The sequence below is a fragment of the Ruegeria sp. YTSC002 genome (genome assembly GCF_059609845.1).
The window spans coordinates 86,234-105,868 of the sequence record NZ_JBXWML010000006.1; the positions used below are offsets into that span (position 1 = coordinate 86,234).

14 protein-coding genes and 3 pseudogenes are annotated in these 19,635 nt (G+C 57.5%); 10 read left to right on the top strand and 7 right to left on the bottom strand.

Features of this window, described 5'->3' with window-relative positions; translation table 11 throughout:
* Window positions 1-82: 82 nt before the first annotated feature.
* Window positions 83-988 (bottom strand): LysR substrate-binding domain-containing protein, encoded by a 906-nt coding sequence (locus AC2FFD_RS13215; RefSeq protein ID WP_496873288.1) that lies wholly within the window; start codon window positions 986-988, stop codon window positions 83-85.
* A 141-nt stretch (window positions 989-1,129) separates the two neighbouring features.
* On the opposite strand from AC2FFD_RS13215, the gene AC2FFD_RS13220 reads away from it, so the two are divergent.
* The 4 genes from AC2FFD_RS13220 (at window position 1,130) to AC2FFD_RS13235 (ending at window position 5,677) form a co-directional block, all read left to right on the top strand.
* Window positions 1,130-2,074, top strand: coding sequence for a PDR/VanB family oxidoreductase (locus tag AC2FFD_RS13220; RefSeq protein WP_170345449.1), 945 nt, complete (start codon window positions 1,130-1,132; stop codon window positions 2,072-2,074).
* A gap of 425 nt (window positions 2,075-2,499) precedes the next feature.
* Window positions 2,500-4,326 (top strand): BCCT family transporter, encoded by a 1,827-nt coding sequence (locus tag AC2FFD_RS13225; protein WP_425079566.1) that lies wholly within the window; start codon window positions 2,500-2,502, stop codon window positions 4,324-4,326.
* Between the two features lie 348 nt (window positions 4,327-4,674).
* Window positions 4,675-5,235 carry a hypothetical protein gene (locus AC2FFD_RS13230; protein WP_425079567.1) on the top strand — a complete coding sequence of 187 codons (561 nt, stop codon included), beginning with the start codon at window positions 4,675-4,677 and terminating at the stop codon, window positions 5,233-5,235.
* Window positions 5,186-5,677, top strand: coding sequence for an FAD:protein FMN transferase (locus tag AC2FFD_RS13235; protein WP_496873289.1), 492 nt, complete (start codon window positions 5,186-5,188; stop codon window positions 5,675-5,677). Before AC2FFD_RS13230 ends, AC2FFD_RS13235 begins: the two co-directional genes overlap by 50 nt.
* A 6-nt stretch (window positions 5,678-5,683) precedes the next feature.
* Here the strand turns inward: AC2FFD_RS13235 and AC2FFD_RS13240 are convergent, their stop codons facing one another.
* The 6 genes and pseudogenes from AC2FFD_RS13240 to pedF form a co-directional block, all read right to left on the bottom strand.
* Window positions 5,684-6,475: an FAD binding domain-containing protein gene (locus tag AC2FFD_RS13240; protein WP_496873290.1), complete on the bottom strand. Its 792-nt coding sequence runs from the start codon at window positions 6,473-6,475 to the stop codon at window positions 5,684-5,686.
* 95 nt (window positions 6,476-6,570) lie between these two features.
* Window positions 6,571-8,931: a xanthine dehydrogenase family protein molybdopterin-binding subunit gene (locus tag AC2FFD_RS13245; protein WP_496873291.1), complete on the bottom strand. Its 2,361-nt coding sequence runs from the start codon at window positions 8,929-8,931 to the stop codon at window positions 6,571-6,573.
* A gap of 80 nt (window positions 8,932-9,011) precedes the next feature.
* Complete coding sequence (locus AC2FFD_RS13250; RefSeq protein ID WP_496873292.1) at window positions 9,012-9,494, bottom strand: (2Fe-2S)-binding protein; 483 nt, start codon at window positions 9,492-9,494, stop codon at window positions 9,012-9,014.
* Window positions 9,495-9,522: 28 nt separating this feature from the next.
* Window positions 9,523-10,029 carry an SRPBCC family protein gene (locus AC2FFD_RS13255; RefSeq protein ID WP_496873293.1) on the bottom strand — a complete coding sequence of 169 codons (507 nt, stop codon included), beginning with the start codon at window positions 10,027-10,029 and terminating at the stop codon, window positions 9,523-9,525.
* A gap of 73 nt (window positions 10,030-10,102) precedes the next feature.
* A complete protein-coding gene (locus tag AC2FFD_RS13260) occupies window positions 10,103-10,999 on the bottom strand; it encodes a substrate-binding periplasmic protein (protein WP_496873374.1) in 897 nt (298 codons plus the stop codon).
* Window positions 11,000-11,020: 21 nt separating this feature from the next.
* Window positions 11,021-11,689 (bottom strand): annotated as a pseudogene (pedF, locus tag AC2FFD_RS13265) (cytochrome c-550 PedF); the annotation flags it as partial.
* A gap of 281 nt (window positions 11,690-11,970) precedes the next feature.
* Here pedF and AC2FFD_RS13270 point away from each other — a divergent pair.
* The 6 genes and pseudogenes from AC2FFD_RS13270 to AC2FFD_RS13295 all read left to right on the top strand — a co-directional run bounded on the left by AC2FFD_RS13270 (window position 11,971) and on the right by AC2FFD_RS13295 (window position 19,603).
* Window positions 11,971-13,026, top strand: coding sequence for an ABC transporter substrate-binding protein (locus AC2FFD_RS13270; RefSeq protein ID WP_496873294.1), 1,056 nt, complete (start codon window positions 11,971-11,973; stop codon window positions 13,024-13,026).
* A 2-nt stretch (window positions 13,027-13,028) separates the two neighbouring features.
* Window positions 13,029-13,613: pseudogene (locus AC2FFD_RS13275) on the top strand (PQQ-dependent catabolism-associated beta-propeller protein); the annotation flags it as partial.
* A gap of 501 nt (window positions 13,614-14,114) precedes the next feature.
* Window positions 14,115-15,356: pseudogene (locus AC2FFD_RS13280) on the top strand (outer membrane protein assembly factor BamB family protein); the annotation flags it as partial.
* Window positions 15,357-15,486: 130 nt separating this feature from the next.
* Entirely contained in the window at window positions 15,487-16,170 is a 684-nt protein-coding gene (locus tag AC2FFD_RS13285; RefSeq protein WP_425079575.1) for a response regulator, read from the top strand.
* A 46-nt stretch (window positions 16,171-16,216) separates the two neighbouring features.
* A complete protein-coding gene (locus AC2FFD_RS13290; RefSeq protein WP_480684853.1) occupies window positions 16,217-17,386 on the top strand; it encodes an FIST N-terminal domain-containing protein in 1,170 nt (389 codons plus the stop codon).
* A 3-nt stretch (window positions 17,387-17,389) separates the two neighbouring features.
* A complete protein-coding gene (locus AC2FFD_RS13295; protein ID WP_496873295.1) occupies window positions 17,390-19,603 on the top strand; it encodes a hybrid sensor histidine kinase/response regulator in 2,214 nt (737 codons plus the stop codon).
* The last annotated feature ends 32 nt before the right edge of the window (window positions 19,604-19,635 follow it).

The following is a 19,635-nucleotide window of genomic DNA, read 5'->3' on the forward strand; positions in this document are numbered from 1 at the left end:
GAATGGGTTGAACGTTTCCCCCATTGGCCGGTCGAGCCGGCTTCATTCAATACCAAAAAACCTAATGGCCGATTGAGGCAGACTAAACCGAACCCCCGGACAATTCATCCAGCAACCAGTTTTTCAGCGCCAGGGCACCTTCTGTCAGCTGGTCGTCCGGGCGACCGACGAGGTAAAAATTGTTCGGGGCAGGGAGGCTGAATTCTGCCAGCGCAACAAGTTTTCCTGATGCCAGCATGGGCTGGATCAAGCGTTTCCACCCCAATGCAAGCCCGGCCCCTTTCCGGGCCAACTGCAACGCCAACGCATAGCTGTTCACGCGCGACTGCACCGGTACAACTCCGGTGTATCCAAGGTCGTGAAACCAAGATGGCCAGGTGGTCCAGGTGTTGTCCTGCGTTTCAAGGTGGATCAGGCGACGTTCGACCAGGTCGTCCAGGCTTGCCCCCTTCAGTTCCAGGGCCATCTCGGGGCTACAGACCGGCGTCAGAGTATCACGGTACAGTTTGGTATGGTTCAGCTGCGAGTTCACGTCACGACCGTAGCGGATGAAAAAGTCGATATCCGGTCTGTCCGAGAATGGCTTGTCCTGTGCCATCTGGTTCACTTTTACGTGCGGGTAGTCCTGCCAGAACCGGATGACCGACGGGGAAAGCCACAAAGCCGCCACAGCGGTAGTTGACCCGACCGTCACCGGATTTTCGGAATCCCCGCTGCGAATCTTTTCAAGCATCTTCGATATCTGCCGGAACGACGAGCCGAGCACTTCGAACAGGTCCTGGCCGTCTTCGGTCAGTTCCACGCCCCTGTGTTTTCTGACGAACAGCGCTGAACCCAGTTCACTTTCCAGCGCTTTTATCTGGTGGCTGACAGCACCCGGCGTAACCGACAGTTCGCCGGCCGCTTCTTTGAAACTGAGATGCCGCGCGGCGGCCTCGAAGGCCGACAAAGTCGTAAGGGGTGGAAGATTATAGTGGCGTCGTGACATGGCTGCTGCGTGGCTCAAGAGACAGAGGTGAGCTACATTCATCCGAATGTGAGAAATTTTGCAATTGAAATCTATGTTTTTTTCCTGCTGTTTGCGATCGGGTACAGGACCAAAGTCGACCGAGAACGAACAGGATGTGTGATGGATACACAAGTTGCCCGCCTCGTGCGCAAAACACAGCTGAGCCCGGACACGTCCGATTTTTGCTTTGAAATCGAAAACGGCCGCTTCACAAGTCTTCAACCTGGCGCACATGTCGATATCCATCTGGCCGACGATCTGGTGCGGCAGTATTCACTGTGGAGCTGGAGCCAGGACGGCCGCGTACTCAATGTCGCCGTCAAACGCGAAGATGAAGGGCGTGGCGGCTCGGTGGCGATGCACGCGCTGCAAGATGGGTCGATGGTCGAAATCGGTGGGCCGCGCAATCACTTCAAACTCGAAAGTCACGATCGGCACGTCACGTTGATTGCAGGCGGTATTGGGGCGACGCCGCTGGTGGCAATGGCGCGGGAACTGTTGAACCGAGGGCAGGATTTTCGGGTTTATTACCTGGTACGGTCAAGGGAATATGCCGCGATGGATGCGCAGTTTCGTTCGCTTGGATTGGATGAATGGTATCATTTGCACTGCGATGATACTGACGGTCAGTTTGATTTTGCATCGGTCATGCAATCGACGCCGATGGGTGCGGATGTGTATACCTGCGGACCTGAACCGATGCTGAATGCTGTTCTCGAAGCAAGTGCATCCTTGCGCGGCGGTGCCATCCATTTTGAACGATTTGCAGCCGCATCTGATATCGAGCACGACACAAACGCCGAATTCCGGGTCGAAATTCAGTCAACCGGCGCGGTCTACCCGGTCGGAAAGGAGGAAACCATTCTCGAAGTATTGCAAAACAACGGCGTGCAGGTCGATTTCGGGTGCTCTGAAGGGTTGTGCGGGTCATGCATTGTTGACGTAGTGTCAGGTCAGGTCGACCACCGCGACGGAATACTGACACCGCAAGAGCGGGAAAGCCACGAATTCCTGTGCACCTGCGTTTCACGGGCCAAGTCCGAGAAACTGGTCCTGAAGCTATAGACAGTATGATGGCTACCGCAATTCATAGCATTGCACTGTTCTCGCTAACATGGAAAACGAGTGAGTTTTTTAGTCGTTTCACGTAATCGAAGTGTCGGATTCTCAAATTAGAACACTTAACCCATGCTATAGGTGTTTCGAAACTGGAAGCCCAATAACCACTTACGACGCTGAGATCATGTTTAAAGACATGCTGACTTATAACTAGGACCAGGGATGTCGGCTGGCAGCGAATAACCCGGAGGAGATCTGCAGTAAGAAACGTAATGGGAGCACGCGTTGTTACTGCAAGCCCAAGTTTGGGCTGAACACAACTCACCATCGGTTTGCGCATCGTGCATGATTGTCCGCGTCGTGCAACGCGATGGTTTCCTGCACTTTTTCCAGAAGAACAAAAACGACACACTCGAGGAGGAACGCGCGATATGTCGATACCCGAACCTTTCACGGACGTTGAAATAGAAACGGCTGATTCCGGATTCTATGAAAACTACAGCGTCCCAATTGCCCTGATCAGCAAGGCCATCATGGTCGGGCTGGTCCTGTGGGCCCTGGTTTTCCCTGCGAATGCAAACAGCACGTTGGGCAGCCTGAACAGCCAGTTGCTGGAAGTCTTCAACAGCTTCTACATCGTCATTGTCGGTTTTTTCTTCTTTTTCCTGGCCGTTGTTGCGATCATTCCGTCCACGGGTCGCCGGATCATGGGAACGCCGGGGGAAAAGCCCGAGTTTTCGAACTTCTCGTGGTTTTCCATGATGTTCGGTGCCGGTCTTGGTGTCGGTCTCATGGTCTTTGCGACAGCAGAACCGCTGGGTCTCTGGGGATCTAACCCGGTTGTCGTTTCTGGTGAGGTCGAAGGTAACACGCCTGAGGCACTGCAATCGGCCTACCGTTTCACTTTCCTGCACTATGGTTTCCACGCCTGGGCGATCTACGTGGTGACCGGTCTGTCGTTGGCGTATTACGCTTATACACGCGACATGCCTCTGACGATCCGCTCGGCGCTGACTCCGCTGTTTGGCCGTTTCGTCAATGGTTTTTTCGGCCACGTGGTCGACGTTTTGGGCGTTGTCGCAACGATCCTCGGCGTGTCCGTAACCATCGGTTTTGGCGTCAGCCAGTTCATCGACGGCCTCTATGCCATCACCGGCATGCAGTGGATCATGGATCTGGGCGGCGAGGTGCCGACCCCCAGCAAGGTTGGTCTGATTGCAGGCTTGGTCGTCATCATGGGTCTGTCGATCATTTCGGCGGTTTCCGGTGTTGGCCGAGGTGTAAAGTACCTGTCCAACCTGAACCTGGTGTTGTCGATCATCTTGCTGGGCACTTTCGTGGTCTTCGGTTCGTTTGTCTTTGCCATGACCACTTATGGCACTGCGATGATCGACTACATTTTGCACTTCGTGTCGCTCAGCTTTAACGCCTATGGCCCGCTGTCGGCCGAAGCATTCGCAGCGGCCCTGCCGGCCGAGGCGCAAGCACATGCCGCAGACCTGATGGCAGGCGCGACCAATGCCTGGGGCAGCTTCGACGGCTTCAAAAGCGGTCTGGAAGGTGCAGCAGCCGAGTTGGACGAAGCAACCTTGGCTGCGGCCTATGCTGCGGGTGAGCAAGGTCGTCAGTTCGGCTGGCAATCAGGCTGGACTACCTTCTACTGGGCATGGTGGATCGCATTCTCGCCCTTCGTGGGTCTGTTCCTGGCGCGTATCTCCAAGGGGCGCAGCGTTCGTGAGTTCATTCTGGGCTGCGTGTTCGCACCTGCGCTGGTATGCTTTGCCTGGATGACCGTTCTGGGCGGCACAGCGATCGATCTGGAACTGGCAGGCGCGGCGGAAGGTGCGATCATTGGAGCATCGAACACCAACAAGCTGTTCGTAACCCTGTCCTACATGATCGACAGTGGGCTTCTGTCCATGCTGAACATCATGTGCGTGATCCTGATCATGACCTTCCTGGTGACCTCGGCTGACTCGGGTATTCTGGTGATGAACACCATCATGTCGGGTGGTAGCCAGGAAACCGGTATCAAGCACCGCATCATCTGGGGTGTGATCCTGACGGCGGTAATCGGCGCGCTGATCCTGGCGGCCGGTGAAAACAACCCGATGGACGCGCTGCGCAATGCCATGATCATCGGTGCGCTTCCGTTCACCGTGGTGATGGGTCTGATGTGCGTATCGCTGGCCAAGGCGCTGTTCCGCGACAGTCAGCGTGACAAGCACTCTGCCAGCAGCACGCAGGCTGCTGAATAAGGCATAAGCTCAAAAAAAACAGGTCAGGCCGCCCCTACTGGGCGGCCTGTTCTTTTTTCAGACCGTAGCCTTTGAAATGAAAAACCCCAATATTACCCCGGGGTCGATGCCGTACTGAACGGAGAACCAAGTCTGTCTCCTATCGACTGCCCGCATACCCCGTACTTCCGCCACCTCTGGCTGCTGTGGTGACAGTTTGCTCACCGGACCGGCGAGGGCCGCATCACCCGCCAGGGTCAATTTCCTTGCTGTTGCAACCTTGGATAAAAGGCTGTCACAGGGCCGCGGCAGGAACTTAGGACTTTCATCGAATGTTCCAGCGAAGGGCAGAAAGCTAGTCTTTCGAACATGCGCGTACTCGCAGGCATTCTGATGCTGCTTTTCAGTGGCCTGGCGGCTTTGGCCGAACCTTTGTCGCGCGAAGATATCGAATCCCATATTCGCGCGCCTTTCTCTTTGGGGCCGGCGTTGAACGAGAACGGCGTCTACAGTCTGCTGAACTCCGGCGGGGCCGATGCAGGCTATGTCTTTGAATCGGAGCCCCTGGCGCCATTGCCCGGTTTTTCCGGCGCACCGATCAACATGTTGATCGTGCTGGATCTTGAAGGGCGTTTTCTTGACGTGCAGTTGATCGAACATAACGAACCGATTTTTGTTTCAGGGCTGGGAAAGGCCCCCTTCCACAAATTCCTCGAGCAATACAGGGGCCTTTCGTTCTCGGATTCCATCGTTGTCGGAACCCCGTACGGCGATACAGCAAGCGGGTCGTCATTGGTGTATTTGGACGGGGTTACAAAGGCGACGGCAATGGTGCGGATCGCGCATGAATCCGTCATGGGTGCTGCTTTGGCAGTCGCGCGTGAGAAAATGCAGGGATTGGAACCGCACCGCTCAGGGTTTTGCTACTGATCTGGTCGTTCGCGCCTTGCGCAAGGCCGGGTGGGAAAAGGTTCTGGTCAATATCGGAGAGTATTATGCAAGTGGCCGTCAGTGGCTGCTGGGTGTCTCGGATCCAGTGCACGGGCTTGACGAAGCCACGCATTTGAAAGACCGCGCCATCGCTACGTCCAGCCCCGGCGTCATGCGCCTGCGGTCCGGCGGTGCTCACATCATCGACCCGATGGGCGAAAACGCACCGCTTCGGTCAACGGTCAGTGTCCAGGCCCCGGATGCTGCGACAGCAGGCGCGCTTTCAACGGCATTCTGTCATGCTTCCGAGACTGAAATAGCAGCGGCCCTTGCGCGGGCAGCCGGCGATTGCATCGCAATCTGTGTTCGCCCCAATGGGAAAGTGGTCGTGCTTCAGGGTCAAAAAGCCCCGGATCACACCGAGGCTTTTCGAGTTCTCTAAGACGGCCTATTGGCAGTCTGCAACCGCGCGTTTGGTCATGACGGAAACAAGATGGGCTCGATACTCCTTGCTGCCATGTAGATCAGCGATCATGTTCACCGGGTTCACGCGCAGGTCCATGAGGGCATCAGGGCGAAATTCTTTGTTCAGCGCCTGTTCAGCCTCTGACCACCGGAAAACGCCGTCCTCGCTCGCGCCGGTTACAGCGACACGTACTCCGTCTGCGAAGCGGGCCAGATAGACCCCGACAAGCGCAAATCGCGACGCTGGCTGAAGGAACTTTTGGTAGCTCGCCGCTTGCGGTACCGGGAAACGGACCGATGTGATGATTTCACCCTCATCCAGCGCCGTCGTGAACATTCCCTGGAAAAAGTCATCGGCGGCAATCCGGCGGGTATTGGTCACCACTGTCGCCCCTGATCCCAATACCCCTGCCGGATAACAGGCCGCAGGGTCATTGTTGGCAACCGAACCGCCAATCGTCCCGCGGTTGCGGACTGCCGGATCGCCGATCTGACCGGCCAGCGCTGCAAGCGCTGGATACGATCCCGCGGCCTCGCGGGCCACCACTGCGTGGGGCGTCGCGCCACCGATCGAAACCGATCCGTCATCCTCGACGCAAACGCCTTGCATCTCGGGAATTCCGCTGACCGACACCAACTTGGACGGGGCCGCCAACCGTTGCTTCAATGTTGGGATCAGCGTCTGTCCGCCCCCCAACGCCTGCGCATCCTCGGCGGCCAGTGCTGCAACCGCGTCAGCAATGGTCGAGGGTTTCTCAAACTCGAAACTGTACATTTCGTTCTTCCTTTCCGAAAGGCGCTGATCCGCCCTTCATCTGGCTATAAATATCCCGGGGAGCGCGAGGGGCTGGCCCCTCGCACTCTAACCTCTCAACCTTGCATCGCCGTCCAAACGCGTGACGGGCTCATCGGCATGTCGATATGATCAATAGCCCTTCCACCCGAGTTCAACGCATCCAGCACCGCGTTGACCACCGCAGGCGGTGAGCCGATCGCGCCGGCTTCGCCGCAGCCTTTCACGCCCAAGGGGTTGTGGGTACACGGCGTCTGGCTGGAATGGTCGACACCGTAGAATGGCACGTCATCCGCACGCGGCATCGCGTAGTCCATGAAGGACGCGCTCAGCAGCTGGCCGTTTTCGTCATAGGCACAGTTCTCAAGCAGCGCCTGCCCGATGCCCTGACCGATACCACCGTGCACCTGACCATCCACGATCATCGGGTTAACGATGTTGCCGAAGTCATCCGCCGCAGTGAATTTCTCGATGCTGACCTGACCGGTTTCCGGATCAACCTCGACTTCGCAGGCATAGGCGCCTGCCGGGAAGGTAAAGTTGGCCGGATCATAGAACGCGGTTTCCTCCAACCCGGGCTCCACTTCCAGTGGATAGTTGTGCGGGACATAGGCCGTCAGGGTCACATCGCCCCAGGCCACTGACTTATCAGTACCCGCAACGCTGAACTGACCGTCCTTCAGCTCGATATCGGCCTCGGACGCTTCCAGCAGGTGGGCGGCGATCTTCTTGGCCTTGTCGATCACCTTTTCGGTCGCCTTGACCATGGCCGAGCCACAGACCGCCAGCGAACGCGAACCATATGTGCCCATGCCGAACGGGATTTTCGATGTATCGCCATGCACGATCTCGACCATCGACTCGTCGATGCCGATCATGTCGGCCACCACTTGCGGAAAGGCCGTCTCGTGCCCTTGCCCGTGGCTGTGCGCGCCGACCATGACGCTGATCGAACCGGTGGCGTTCACCCGAACCGTTGCTGCATCATAAAGGCCCGCCCGGGCCCCAAGCATGCCGACAATGTTGGAAGGTGCGATGCCACAGGCCTCGATATAGCAGTTGATGCCCAAGCCCCGAAGCTTGCCGTTGGCTTCGCTTTGCGCGCGCCGCGCTGCAAAACCTGCCAGATCGGCGGCGGTCTCAAGCTTGTCCATAGTTCCGTTGTAATCCCCGGTATCATAGGTCAGTGCCACCGGCGTGTCGTAGGGGAACTGCGTGATGAAGTTCTGCCGACGCAGCGCGATCGGATCCACGCCCAGTTCGCGCGCGGCCTTGTCGATCACGCGCTCCAGCTGGTACGTCGCTTCGGGGCGGCCTGCGCCGCGATAGGCGTCCACCGGCACTGTATTGGTGAACATCGCCTTCACGTTCACCTGAATGACCGGCGTCTTGTAGTTGCCTGCCATCAGCGTACCGTGCAGCCAGGTCGGGACCGAGCTGGAGAAGGTGGACAGATAGGCACCCAGATTGGCGTATGTGTTGGTGCGCAGCCCGACGAAATTGTTGTCGGCATCCAGCGCCAGCTCGATCTTGCTGACATGGTCACGGCCCTGTGCATCCGACATGAACGCCTCGGACCGGCTGGCCGTCCACTTGACCGGACGGTTGCAGGCCTTGGCGGCAAAGGTACAGAACGCCTCTTCCGCATAGTGGAAAATCTTGGTGCCGAAACCGCCGCCCACATCCGGCGCCACGACGCGGACCTTGTGCTCGGGCAGGCCCAGCACGAAGGCGCACATCAGCAGCCGGATCACATGCGGGTTCTGCGACGTGGTATAGAGCGTGTATTCATCCGTGCCCCGGCTGTATTGCGCCACGGCCACGCGCGGTTCCATCGGGTTGGCAACCAGACGGTTGTTCACCAGTTCCAGCGTGGTGACATGCGCCGCGTTGGCAAACACCTCGTTCACCTTGGCGTCGTCCGCCTCGCCCAGCTGCCAGTCATAGCAGATGTTGTTCTTCAGATCGTCATGGACCAGGGTCGCGCCATCCTGCGCGGCGGCTTTCATGTCGATCACCGCGGGCAGTTCCTCGATATCCACCTCGATGGCCTCGGCCGCGTCGCGGGCCTGCTCAAGGCTGTCGGCCACAACGGCCGCGATCGGGTCGCCCACATGGCGCACTTTGCCCTGCGCCAGAATGGGGTGAGGGGGCTCTTGCATCGGCGCGCCGTGCTTGTCGGTGACTTCCCAGCCGCAGGGCATGCCGCCCACGCCTTCGAAATCCTTGCCGGTAAAAACCTTGACCACGCCCGGCATGCCTTCGGCCGCCGAAGTGTCCAGGGATTTGATCCGGCCATGCGCGATATCAGACCGCAGAAAATGGACATAGGCCTGACCATGTACGTTGATATCGTCGGTGTAATTGCCTGCTCCGGTCAGAAAGCGTACGTCTTCACGCCGCTTGGAACTGGCTCCGATGCCACTGTCTTTGGGCATTGCTTGTTCTCCTCCCATAAACGGATGCTGTTGCATCCCTTACTCATCCCACGGGCGTTAAGATCACGCCCGCAGCGGCATCATTCGGCAGCGATGCTGCCCACGTCCTGGCCGGATGCGGCCATGATCGCTTTGACGATGTTGTGGTACCCGGTACAGCGGCACAGGTTGCCCTCCAGATATTTCCGGATCTCCGCCTCTGACGGCCGCGGGTTCTCTTTCAGCAGCGCTGCGGCACTCATCACCATGCCCGGAGTGCAGAAACCACACTGAAGACCGTGGTGATCCTGAAACGCCTGCTGGATCACGTTCAGCGAACCATCTGGCGATGCCTGACCTTCAATCGTGCCGACATCAGCGCCGTCTGCTTCGGCGGCAAGCATGTTGCACGATTTCACCGCTTCGCCATTCACATGCACCACGCAAGCACCGCATTGCGCTGTGTCGCACCCCACATGCGTGCCCGTCAAAGACAGATGATCGCGCAGAAAACCGGACAACAATGTCCGGCCCTCGACGTCTCCGCTTACGGCTTTGCCGTTCACGGTCATGGAAATTTTCATGACTTTCTCCTCCCTGAATTCCTAAGGATCAACCGCCTAACACGCGCTTGATCCAACCTTTCTTTTCTTCCCCGGTCTCGCCTTCTTCCGAGGTTTCGGGTTCGACCGCATTCTGGAAGTTCTCAAAGAACTGGTCGGCCATTTTTCTGGCAACCCCATCAATCACGCGCCCCCCCAACTGAGCCAGCTTGCCACCGACGCGCGCATCAACCTTGTAGGTCAGCAGCGTACCTTCGGGGGCGTCCGACAAGGTGACATCGGCCGCACCCTTGGCAAATCCGGCGGCTCCTCCCTTACCTTCACCCGATAACTTTACGCTTTCAAGCTTCACGAGATCAGAAAGGGTCACAGAGCCTTTGAAAGTCGCTTTGACCGGGCCTACTTTCTGCACGACGGTGGCCTCGAACCCGTCTTCGATCGAACCTGTCATCTCCTGACATCCCGGCACGCATTCTTTCAGAACCTCTGCCGACAAGAGCGCGGCCCAGACTTTGGATCGCGGCGCGGCGATGACGCGGCTGTCATTGAGTTCCATTTCACTTCTCCAAGTATATTTTTTGTTACGCTACGCGGTGTTTGCCGCCTTGCCTATAAGACCTTGGGTGTAGTCACCGCAGCGCGGGCGGCGAATGTGTAAGGCCGTGACGATTGAAGATTTCGGTGATGCGCCCGTCCCGCAACGCCGCATAAATGGCATCGCCCACAGCATAGCCGAGGCCGCGATAGGCGAAATGAACGGCCACGCCAGTGGTCCATGAACTGACGGCAAAACCGGGCAGGGGTGGGGTATGGATGTCCAGCTCTGGCGCCAGCCTGGCCTCAAGTTGGGCACGCGGTCCCATGGCCGCCATCGTCTCACCACCGGCAAGCGCCTGCATTGCCTTGGCGACAGTGGGATATCTGCGCATGTTTCGTGCCAATTGACCGCCGGGAAATGCCGACAAATAGAAATCGGCAATAGAATCGTTCTCGACGGCGACAGTGTCGATCCGGAAATACGCAGGAACTGGCGGGTCATCGGGATAGGTATCGCGGCCATACGCGATGGCGATTTCCTCGTCATGGTATTGCCCGGTGAAGACCACCTGTTCGACCCGGCAGGCGAATTCGCTGTCATAGGGAACGTGCAACATCACATTTGCGACCCGCCCATTGATCAGGGGTCCCTTCCAGATCCAGTTGCGCAGGTCGGCCTCAAGGTTTTCTCCGGCAGCCACCAGATTGAAACGCGCTTCAACATCCAGCTCCTCGGCAATCAACCTGCCTATGTCGATGTCCACGCCAAGTATCTTGCCGTCCCTCTCATAGGACCACGGTGGGAAATCGTCATAGGCGGCGAATTCGATATAGCCACGCTCGACAATGGTATCGAGATCGGCGCCAACGATATCCCGACCAGCGTTTTGTGGTTTGGGTTGAGGCACATGATCCTCGCATCGGGCCATCGCCATTCCGGTGGAAAGGGTGGCAGCCAACAGGAGGAGAAAAAGTGAGCGTCCGATCATGTGCCTCAGTCTGCCGTCCTTGTGCGCGGCAGACAATCCAAATGTCAGTTGTTCTGCGGCTTCCGCGAAATCAGGACTGTCGTCCGAGATCAGAACAGCGGCGCGGAAGGCCACGCTGTCAGCCACTGGGGCGCCCGATCCTGTTTCCACGGTGCTTGCAATCTCGCTGAGTTCCGACCGAAGCGCCGCGGCATCGCCTTCCCCACCGTCGGCCATCGAGGCCAGAAGGTCACGGATTTCTTTCAGCCGATCCGTATGATCGTCCAGCGCTCCATCGTCGCGGCGCGTTTCGATATAGGTGCGAATGGCCCAGGCGGCCTTTTGGCCCAACAGCTCTCCGAAGGCCGGCATCTTGGTGATCCCGTTCTGGGTATAGCCTTCGCGGAACCGTTCCACGTAGCATTCGTCGCCATATTCTTCAGCCTCGAGGTAGCGCAGGTCAGGCGCCAAACCGCCGGAAACCACGCCCAACCCATGGCAGCGCGCACAGTTTTGATTGTAACCGGAATCGCCAATTTCGATGGCGGCTTGCCAAACCTCATCACCCTGATCGCGATAGGGGTTTTCGATCAACCATTCCTCACCCACATCCGGCAGGGCATCTGTATTCACCGGTTGCGGGGCGACATCTCCGTGCGCAAACGCCATGCCGCCTGCGGTCAGGCCAGCCAGCGCTGTGTGCAAAAAAATACAAGACGCATCGTTTCCTCCTTCTGATGCTTGCCCCGGTCATAGCTCAGGGAAAACCATCGTGAAATTCGACCTTGGTTGCAGATGACCCGCTGCGTGCGACTAAGGTCGAATGGCATGCCACCCAAGGACTCATTTTAGTGGAGGCGCATCGGAGGAGGAGCAAACACGGCCATGTTTTTCGCGTCTTAGCAACCCTTGTTCTGTTGCCAATGGTTGCTGCGGCTGAGGTCTCTGTATCTGTTGTTTACCTTCAGCAACAGGTCAGGTGACCACCGGTTTTGTCGAACCTTGACCCATTGCCCGAAGACCTTGGTGCGGCGGGTGCGAAACTGGCACAGACAGACAATCTGACAACGGCCAAATTTCTGGGTCACAAGTACGAACTGACAGTTGCGACAGCCCCGCAAGACGGGGATTGGCTTCAAACGGCGCGCCGGGCCCTGTCCCAGACAAGCTTCCTGATATTGGACGCACCTGCGCAGGCGCAACTGGCGGTCGCTGATCTTCCCGAGGCCGCCGACGCCATCTTGTTCAACGCGTCTGCACCCGAACGCGACATAAGAGATACCACCGGCCGCGCCAACCTGCTGCACACTATGCCATCAGACGCGATGCGCACGGACGTATTGGCACAGTTTCTGGTCAAAAGACGCTGGGACGATCTGGTTCTGATCACCGGAGAGCACGTGTCGGACGTGGCCTTTGCAGACGCCTTGAGACAGCCGCTGACCAAGTTCGGACTGGAGTTTCGTGCAGAAAAGATCTGGCGTTTTGATGCTGACCTGAGACGTAATGCGGCCCAGGAAGTTCCAGTTTTCACTCAGGATTTCGGAGATTACGATGTCTTGCTGGTTGCTGATGAACTGAACGACTTTGCCCGGTCCATACCGTTCAACACATGGGAACCCAGACCGGTTGCAGGTTCGGAAGGGTTGCGACCGGTGGCGTGGTCGCCCGTGGTCGAGCAATGGGGGGCGGTTCAGTTGCAGAGCCGGTTCGCCGATCAAGCAGGACGGTCGATGAGGTCAATCGACTATGCGGCATGGGCTGCGTTTCGGTCATTGGGCGAGGCTGTGACCCGAACGCAATCTGGCGATCCTTCTGTTCTGCCGGACTACATTCTGTCGGACAGATTTGAACTGGCAGGCTTCAAGGGCCGGGCGATGAGTTTCCGCGCCTGGAACGGCCAGTTGCGCCAACCAATCCCTTTGGTGACGGGACGGGCTGTCGTGGCCCTCGCACCGCTTCAGGGTTTCCTGCACCAACGAACGGAACTGGATACGCTTGGCATTGATGAGCCCGAAAGCCAGTGCACGGCCTTCAAGGAGGAATGAAGATGAAGGTAGCCACCCTTTTGGCTGCGACGGCACTTTGCGCCCCGGCGGCCGCAGATGAAATCTGGGTAAGCAACGAAAAAGACGACACGCTCAGTGTGATCGACATCGAAACGTTTGAAGTGATCCGCACCCTTGAAACCGGTGAACGACCACGCGGGATTACTTTTACCAAGGACTTCTCGGTTCTCTACATCTGCGCTTCAGACAATGACTCGGTGCAGGTCATGGATCCCGAAACCGGAGAAATCCTTTTTGATCTGCCGTCCGGCGAAGACTCCGAACAGTTCGTTTTGCACCCGAATGATCGGCATCTCTACATCGCCAACGAAGATGACGCGATCACAACTGTCGTCGATACGGTGTCGCGGAGGGTGATTGCCCAGATTGACGTGGGTATCGAACCGGAAGGAATGGCGGTTTCACCCGATGGAAAGATCGCTGTCACCACATCCGAGACCACCAACATGGCTCATTAGCTCGATACCGAAACACAGGAGTTGTTCGCCAACACCCTAGTGGATTCGCGCCCGCGCCACGCGGAATTCATGAAGGGCGGAACCGAACTTTGGGTCAGCTCTGAAATCGACGCCGAAAACTGAATCAAGCTCCTGAATTTCAGCGGCAATGGTGGTCGGCAGATTTTTGGGCGGCCTGAAAGGTCAAGGAAACATATCCCTGCATTCTGGGCGGGACGTCGCGGGACAAACCCGTTCCGAACGACGCGCGCAGGGCCAAATGGCGCAACCGTATCAAGATCATGTTCGTCCGGGAGAAGGATCCGCGCCGCGTCGCAATCCGTTGCGACAGATGCCCGAAAGTGGTCCGATAAGTCACCGCTGGTGCCGCCGAAACCATGAGTGTGGAGCCCGGATGAAATGCGCGAATTGCCCCCACGACCATTGTGCAGTTTCGCCGACAGACCCGCCTGCGAATAGTTGCCATGCCAACAGCTCCGACCTGTCGGGGATTCGGCGTGGAGGGAAGACTCAAGTCTAGAGAGGACACCGATGAACCGGTTCACAATGACGGTGGTCGCAAGCGTGATTGCAGTGGGCACGGCCCATGCAGAAGTTACCGAGGACGATCTGGCCAACGACCAGTCAATTACGACCCAGGTCATGACAAACGGGATGGGACGCCACTTGCAGCGCTACAGCCCGTTGGACATGCTGAACAAGGACAACGTCAAGAACCTGTTGCCGGCCTGGGCGTTCAGCCTTGGTGGCGAAAAACAGCGCGGGCAGGAAACCCAGGCGCTGATCTATGACGGCATGATGTACATCACCGGATCGTATTCGCGCCTGTATGCGATTGATCTGGAGACCGGCAAAGAGGTCTGGCAATACGATGCGCGCCTGCCCGAGGGCATCCTGCCTTGCTGTGACGTGTTGAATCGGGGTGCCGCCATCTACGGTGACAAGGTGATTTTCGGGACACTTGATGCCCGGATCGTGGCCCTGAACAAAGCCACCTGTGACGTTGTGTGGCGTGACAAGATCGCGGATTACAAGGCGGGGTACTCTTACACCTACACTGCGGCTCCGCTGATCGTCGACGGGCTGGTGATCACCGGAAATCCCGGCGGGTATTTCTATGTTCTGAACCGCGAAGACGGCGCCTTTGTGTCGGCCAATCCGTTTGTCAAAGACATAACGTGGACGTCCGGCGTGGATGAGACCGGCCGCCCGATCTTTGTCGAAGACAACCGCCCTGGCGATCCGGCGTCAGCGGCTGATGGCAAGAAGGGTGAAGTGATCTTTGCATCGCCTTCTTTCCTTGGCGGCAAGAACTGGATGCCGATGGCCTTCTCGCAGCGTACCGGTAACTTCTATGTGCCATCGAACGAATGGGGCATGGATATCTGGAACGAGCCGATCTCGTACAAAAAGGGTGCCGCCTATCAGGGCGCAGGCTTTACGATCAAACCAAACTAAGAAGATCACATCGGCTCGCTCAAGGCCATCGACCCGGATACCGGCGAATGGAAATGGGAATACAAGAACGACGCGCCGCTGTGGTCAGGCGTGATGACGACGGCTGGCGGGCTGGTGTCCTTCGGCACGCCCGAAGGTGAGTTTATCGCGCTGGATGACGAAACCGGCGAGAAACTGCGGTCGTTCCAGACCGGCTGGGGCATCGTCGGGCAGCCTGTGACCTGGGAACAGGACGGCGAACAATATGTCTCGATCGTTTCGGGCTGGGGCGGCGCGGTTCCTCTGTGGGGTGATAAGGTGGCCAAGAAGGTCAACTACCTGAACCAGGGCGGCACCTTGTGGACTTTCCGCCTGCCGAAGGAACTGGCTTCGGCTAACTGCCCTAGGACGTAACAAAATCCTGACGCGTGCCCCTGATCCGGGGTGCGCGTTGCTATACGACTTTCCGCCAGTATGCGTGGATTTCATTCGTTGCTAGGATTGGTTAGGCTGGAGACTATTTGAATGCAAAAGGCTATACCAGATGCTTGCTGAATCCGCCGCACGCAATGATTTCGAAAACGTGCTGATCGTTGATGACCATCCATTGTTTTGCGACGCCTTGTCGATGACCCTGCAAAGTGTGGCTCAGATTCGGGAAATCCATACGGCAGACCGGCTGGAAGACGCATTGGATCTGCTGGCAAGTGGGCTGAAACCTGATGCTGTCATGCTGGATCTCAATTTACCGGATGTGGACGGGCTGGATGGCCTTGTCCGCTTGAAGGCTGCCGCAAACGCACCGGTAATCGTGGTGTCGTCGCTGACCGACAACCGCGTCGTCAGCCAGGTGATACAGGCCGGCGCATCGGGCTATGTCCCCAAGCACAGTCAGCGCGACGTGTTCCGTACTGCATTCGAGACCGTGCATGCCGGTGACGTCTTCGTGCCGGAAGGCTGCGTTTTGATCGACACAGAGGAAGACGACGAACACGGCGAAGCGGTCAAACGACTGGCGACACTGACAAACCAGCAGGCGCGTATCCTGCAACTGATCTGCGAAGGTAAACTGAACAAGCAAATCGCCTATGACCTGTCGATTGCGGAAACGACCGTCAAAGCGCATGTGACCGCAATAATGCGAAAACTGGGTGTCCAAAGCCGCACGCAGGCGGTTCTGATCGCCAAGAAAGCGTCCTTTGCCAGTGTCTTGCAAGATCAAGGCTAGGCGTCATACTCTCACGTCATCGTCGCGCTTTTAGGGAGGAGGCACGATGGACCAAGCAGTCGGGCGGGCAACAGCCCGGGCCCGTACGCCAGGCATCGTCAAAACGGCTTTTGCACGCCACGACACCGGGCAGTCGATCGAGAAACTCAGACGCCAGTTGGGTGATGACCCACTTGCGCTTGTCATTCTTTTTGTCAGCCCGAACGCTGATGCACCCGTGGTGATCGCGGATGCCGCGCGCGCCTTTGCGCCGACCCCGATTGTTGGATGCACCACCGCCGGAGAGCTGGCGGATAGTGGGTATTGCGAAGATCAGATCGTCGCGATCGGCCTGCCGCAATCCCATTTCGAAACACGCACGGTTCTTGTTCCGGACCTGAACGAATTCGATTCCGACAGCATCATCAAAGAGATGATCCACAACAGGAACGCGATGATGGCAAGCGCGCCCGAATGGAGCCACGAATTCACGTTCCTGATGATTGACGGGCTGTCGACAAAAGAAGATGAACTGACGTCGGAATTGGCTGTGGGGCTTGGGCCGGTACCATTGTTCGGTGGATCGGCGGGGGATGGAACCAAATTCGGGCGCACATATGTTCTGTATCAGGGACAGGCAAGAAGCAATGCCGCCATACTGACCCAGGTTCGCACGCGGTGTCCGATCAAGGTGTTCAAGACCGATCACCTTCTGCCCACCGCTCGCCGCATGGTGGTGACCAAGGCGGACCCGGCCAAACGCATCGTTCAGGAAATCAATGCCGAACCCGCTGCCCGCGAATACGCCCGCATTCTCGGCAAAGACCCGGAACAGCTCACTACATTCACATTCGCAGCCCATCCGGTCGTTGTGCAAATAGGCGGGCAACACCATGTCCGTGCGATCCAGCAGGTGGCGGGAAACGGCGATCTTGTCTTTTTTTCGGCGATTGACGAAGGCTTGGTCCTGACGCTGGCCGAACCTCGGGACATGGTTGAACACCTACAGGAAGAAATCAGCCTGTTGACCGAGAAGCAGCAACCCGACACCATTTTGGGTTGTGACTGCATTCTTCGCCGGCTGGAGGCCCAGCAAAAGCAGAAGACGCGCGCGATCTCGAACATTCTGTCTCGCAATCACGTGGTCGGTTTCTCGACCTATGGAGAGCAATTCAATTCGATCCATGTGAACCAGACCCTGACCGGTGTGGCGATATACCCGCCCGAGAAAGAGTAAGGCATGATCGAGCATCTCACAGATCCCTCGGACTCACTTGATCGTCAGAACGAGAAGCTCAGGAAAATCGTCGAAGCCCTGATGCGGCGCGTGGAAGAATCCACCAATGCCTCTGGCGCGGCTTATGCTCAGTTCCAACGGGCGGCGGTGCTTGAACAAGAGGTCCGCGCCCGAACGGATGATCTTGAGCGCGCGCTTGAGCTTCTGAATGACTCCAACGCCAGGTTGGCGCAGGCCAACAAGGAAACCGAAGCAGCGCGCGCAGATTTGGCAAATGCGATCGAAACGGTGCAGGAAGGATTCGCCCTGTTCAATCGTGACGAAGAACTGGTGCTGTGCAACAGCCGGTTCGGGATGCATATGCCCGACATTCAGGAACAGCTGAACCCCGGCTTGCGCTTTGCCGACTACGTGGAACTGGTCAGCCAATCCGGGTTCCTGTCCCTGCCAGAGACAATGACCCCGGGGGACTGGGCCAAAAGCCGCCTGGATCGTCACGCAGATGACCACGTGGTGTTCAATGTTCGTCTTTCTGGCAATCGGTGGTCGCAAGTTTCCGAACACCGCACGCCAGACGGGGGCACCGTGATCTTGCAAACCGACGTGACAGACATCATGCGGATCGAACGGCAAGAAAGGGATCGCATTCTGGATGACAAGGCGCGGTTGATCCGCGCCACGCTTGAACATATCGATCAGGGCGTCTGCATCTTTGACAACAAGCACCGCATGATCGGGTGGAACACCCGCGCAAGCGAGCTTTTGGCCATTCCGATCACGCAGTTTCAGATGGGCACGCGGTTTGAAACCCTGTCCAATCGCCTGGGCGACAACATCAGCTTTCAGAAAGGCATAACCGAGGCGGATCTGCTGGATTGGGTCAGCCGACCAACCTATCGCCGCCCCCTTCAGTTCCAGATGCATCGGGGGCGATCGAAAATCCTGTCGGTCTTTGCCCAGGAAATGCCTGACCGGGGCTTTGTGATTTCCTTTACCGATGTAACTGCAGAGCGGAAGTCTGCCGAGGCTTTGTACGAAGCCAAGGAAATGCTGGAACAACGTGTGGCGTCTCGCACAATGGAACTTGCGGATGCGCTGAACGAGGCTGAACGGGCGAACGCGTCAAAATCGCGTTTTGTGGCTGCCGCCAGCCATGACCTGTTGCAACCTCTGTCTGCGGCAAAACTCTATGTTGCGTCACTGGGCAGCGGTTTGGACAAAGACACAGCGCAGACCGTCGCAGCAAAAGCAGAAAGCGCCCTGAACAGTGTCGAACACATTCTCGAAGCCCTGCTGGACATCTCAAAGCTGGATTCCGGGCGGGCCAAGGCGCATCTGTCCACGGTGTCGGTGGGCGAGCTTTTCTTGCAGATGGAAGACGCGTTCAAGCCCGTCGCCCAGGCCAAAGGTCTGAAATTGCGTTTTGTCGACACAAAGGCTCTGGTCACAAGCGATGCCAGTTACCTTCGGCGGATATTGCAGAATCTGCTGTCAAACGCGATCCGGTACACCGAGACCGGCAAAGTTCTTGTTGGTGTCAGGCATCGCAAGAACGCAATTGCCTTGGAAGTCTGGGACACGGGTATCGGTATAGCATCCGACCAAAGAGATATCGTGTTTCAGGAATTTCAGCGCCTGCATTCGGATGCCAGCGCCGCCGAAGGCATGGGGTTGGGTCTTGCGATTGTCGAGCGGGCCTGCGGGTTGCTTCAACATCCCATCCAGCTGTTTTCCGAAGTTGGAAAGGGAACGGGGTTTTCGGTCGAAATACCTTTGGCCCGGGCAAAACCAGAGGTTTCTCTCTGCTCTTCAGTGGTACAAAAACCGAACTCGAATGTGCTGGGCAACACCGTCGCCCTGTTGATCGAAAACGATGAAAACCTGCGCGGCGCCTTGACCATGACCATCGAATCCTGGGGCGTCGAAGTTCTTGAATGCGAAAGCGAAAGCGAAGCGATTGGCCTTCTGCGCGAAATAGGTATCCTGCCAGATTTTGTTGTCGCAGACTATCAATTGAATAACGGGAAAACAGGGACGGACGCCATGCGTGCGCTGACGGATGAATTCGGGCATTTGCCCGGCTGCATTATTTCAGCCAATCGATCACAAGAGCTTGTCCAGCAGTGCAAACAAGCAAAGCTGCCGCTGTTCTACAAACCGATAGATGCGCAACAGCTCAAATCGACGCTGGAGGCCTCTGTTGCGCGCAGCATCTGAGTTCTTCCGGTTGTCGCCTGCGTCACAGTGCC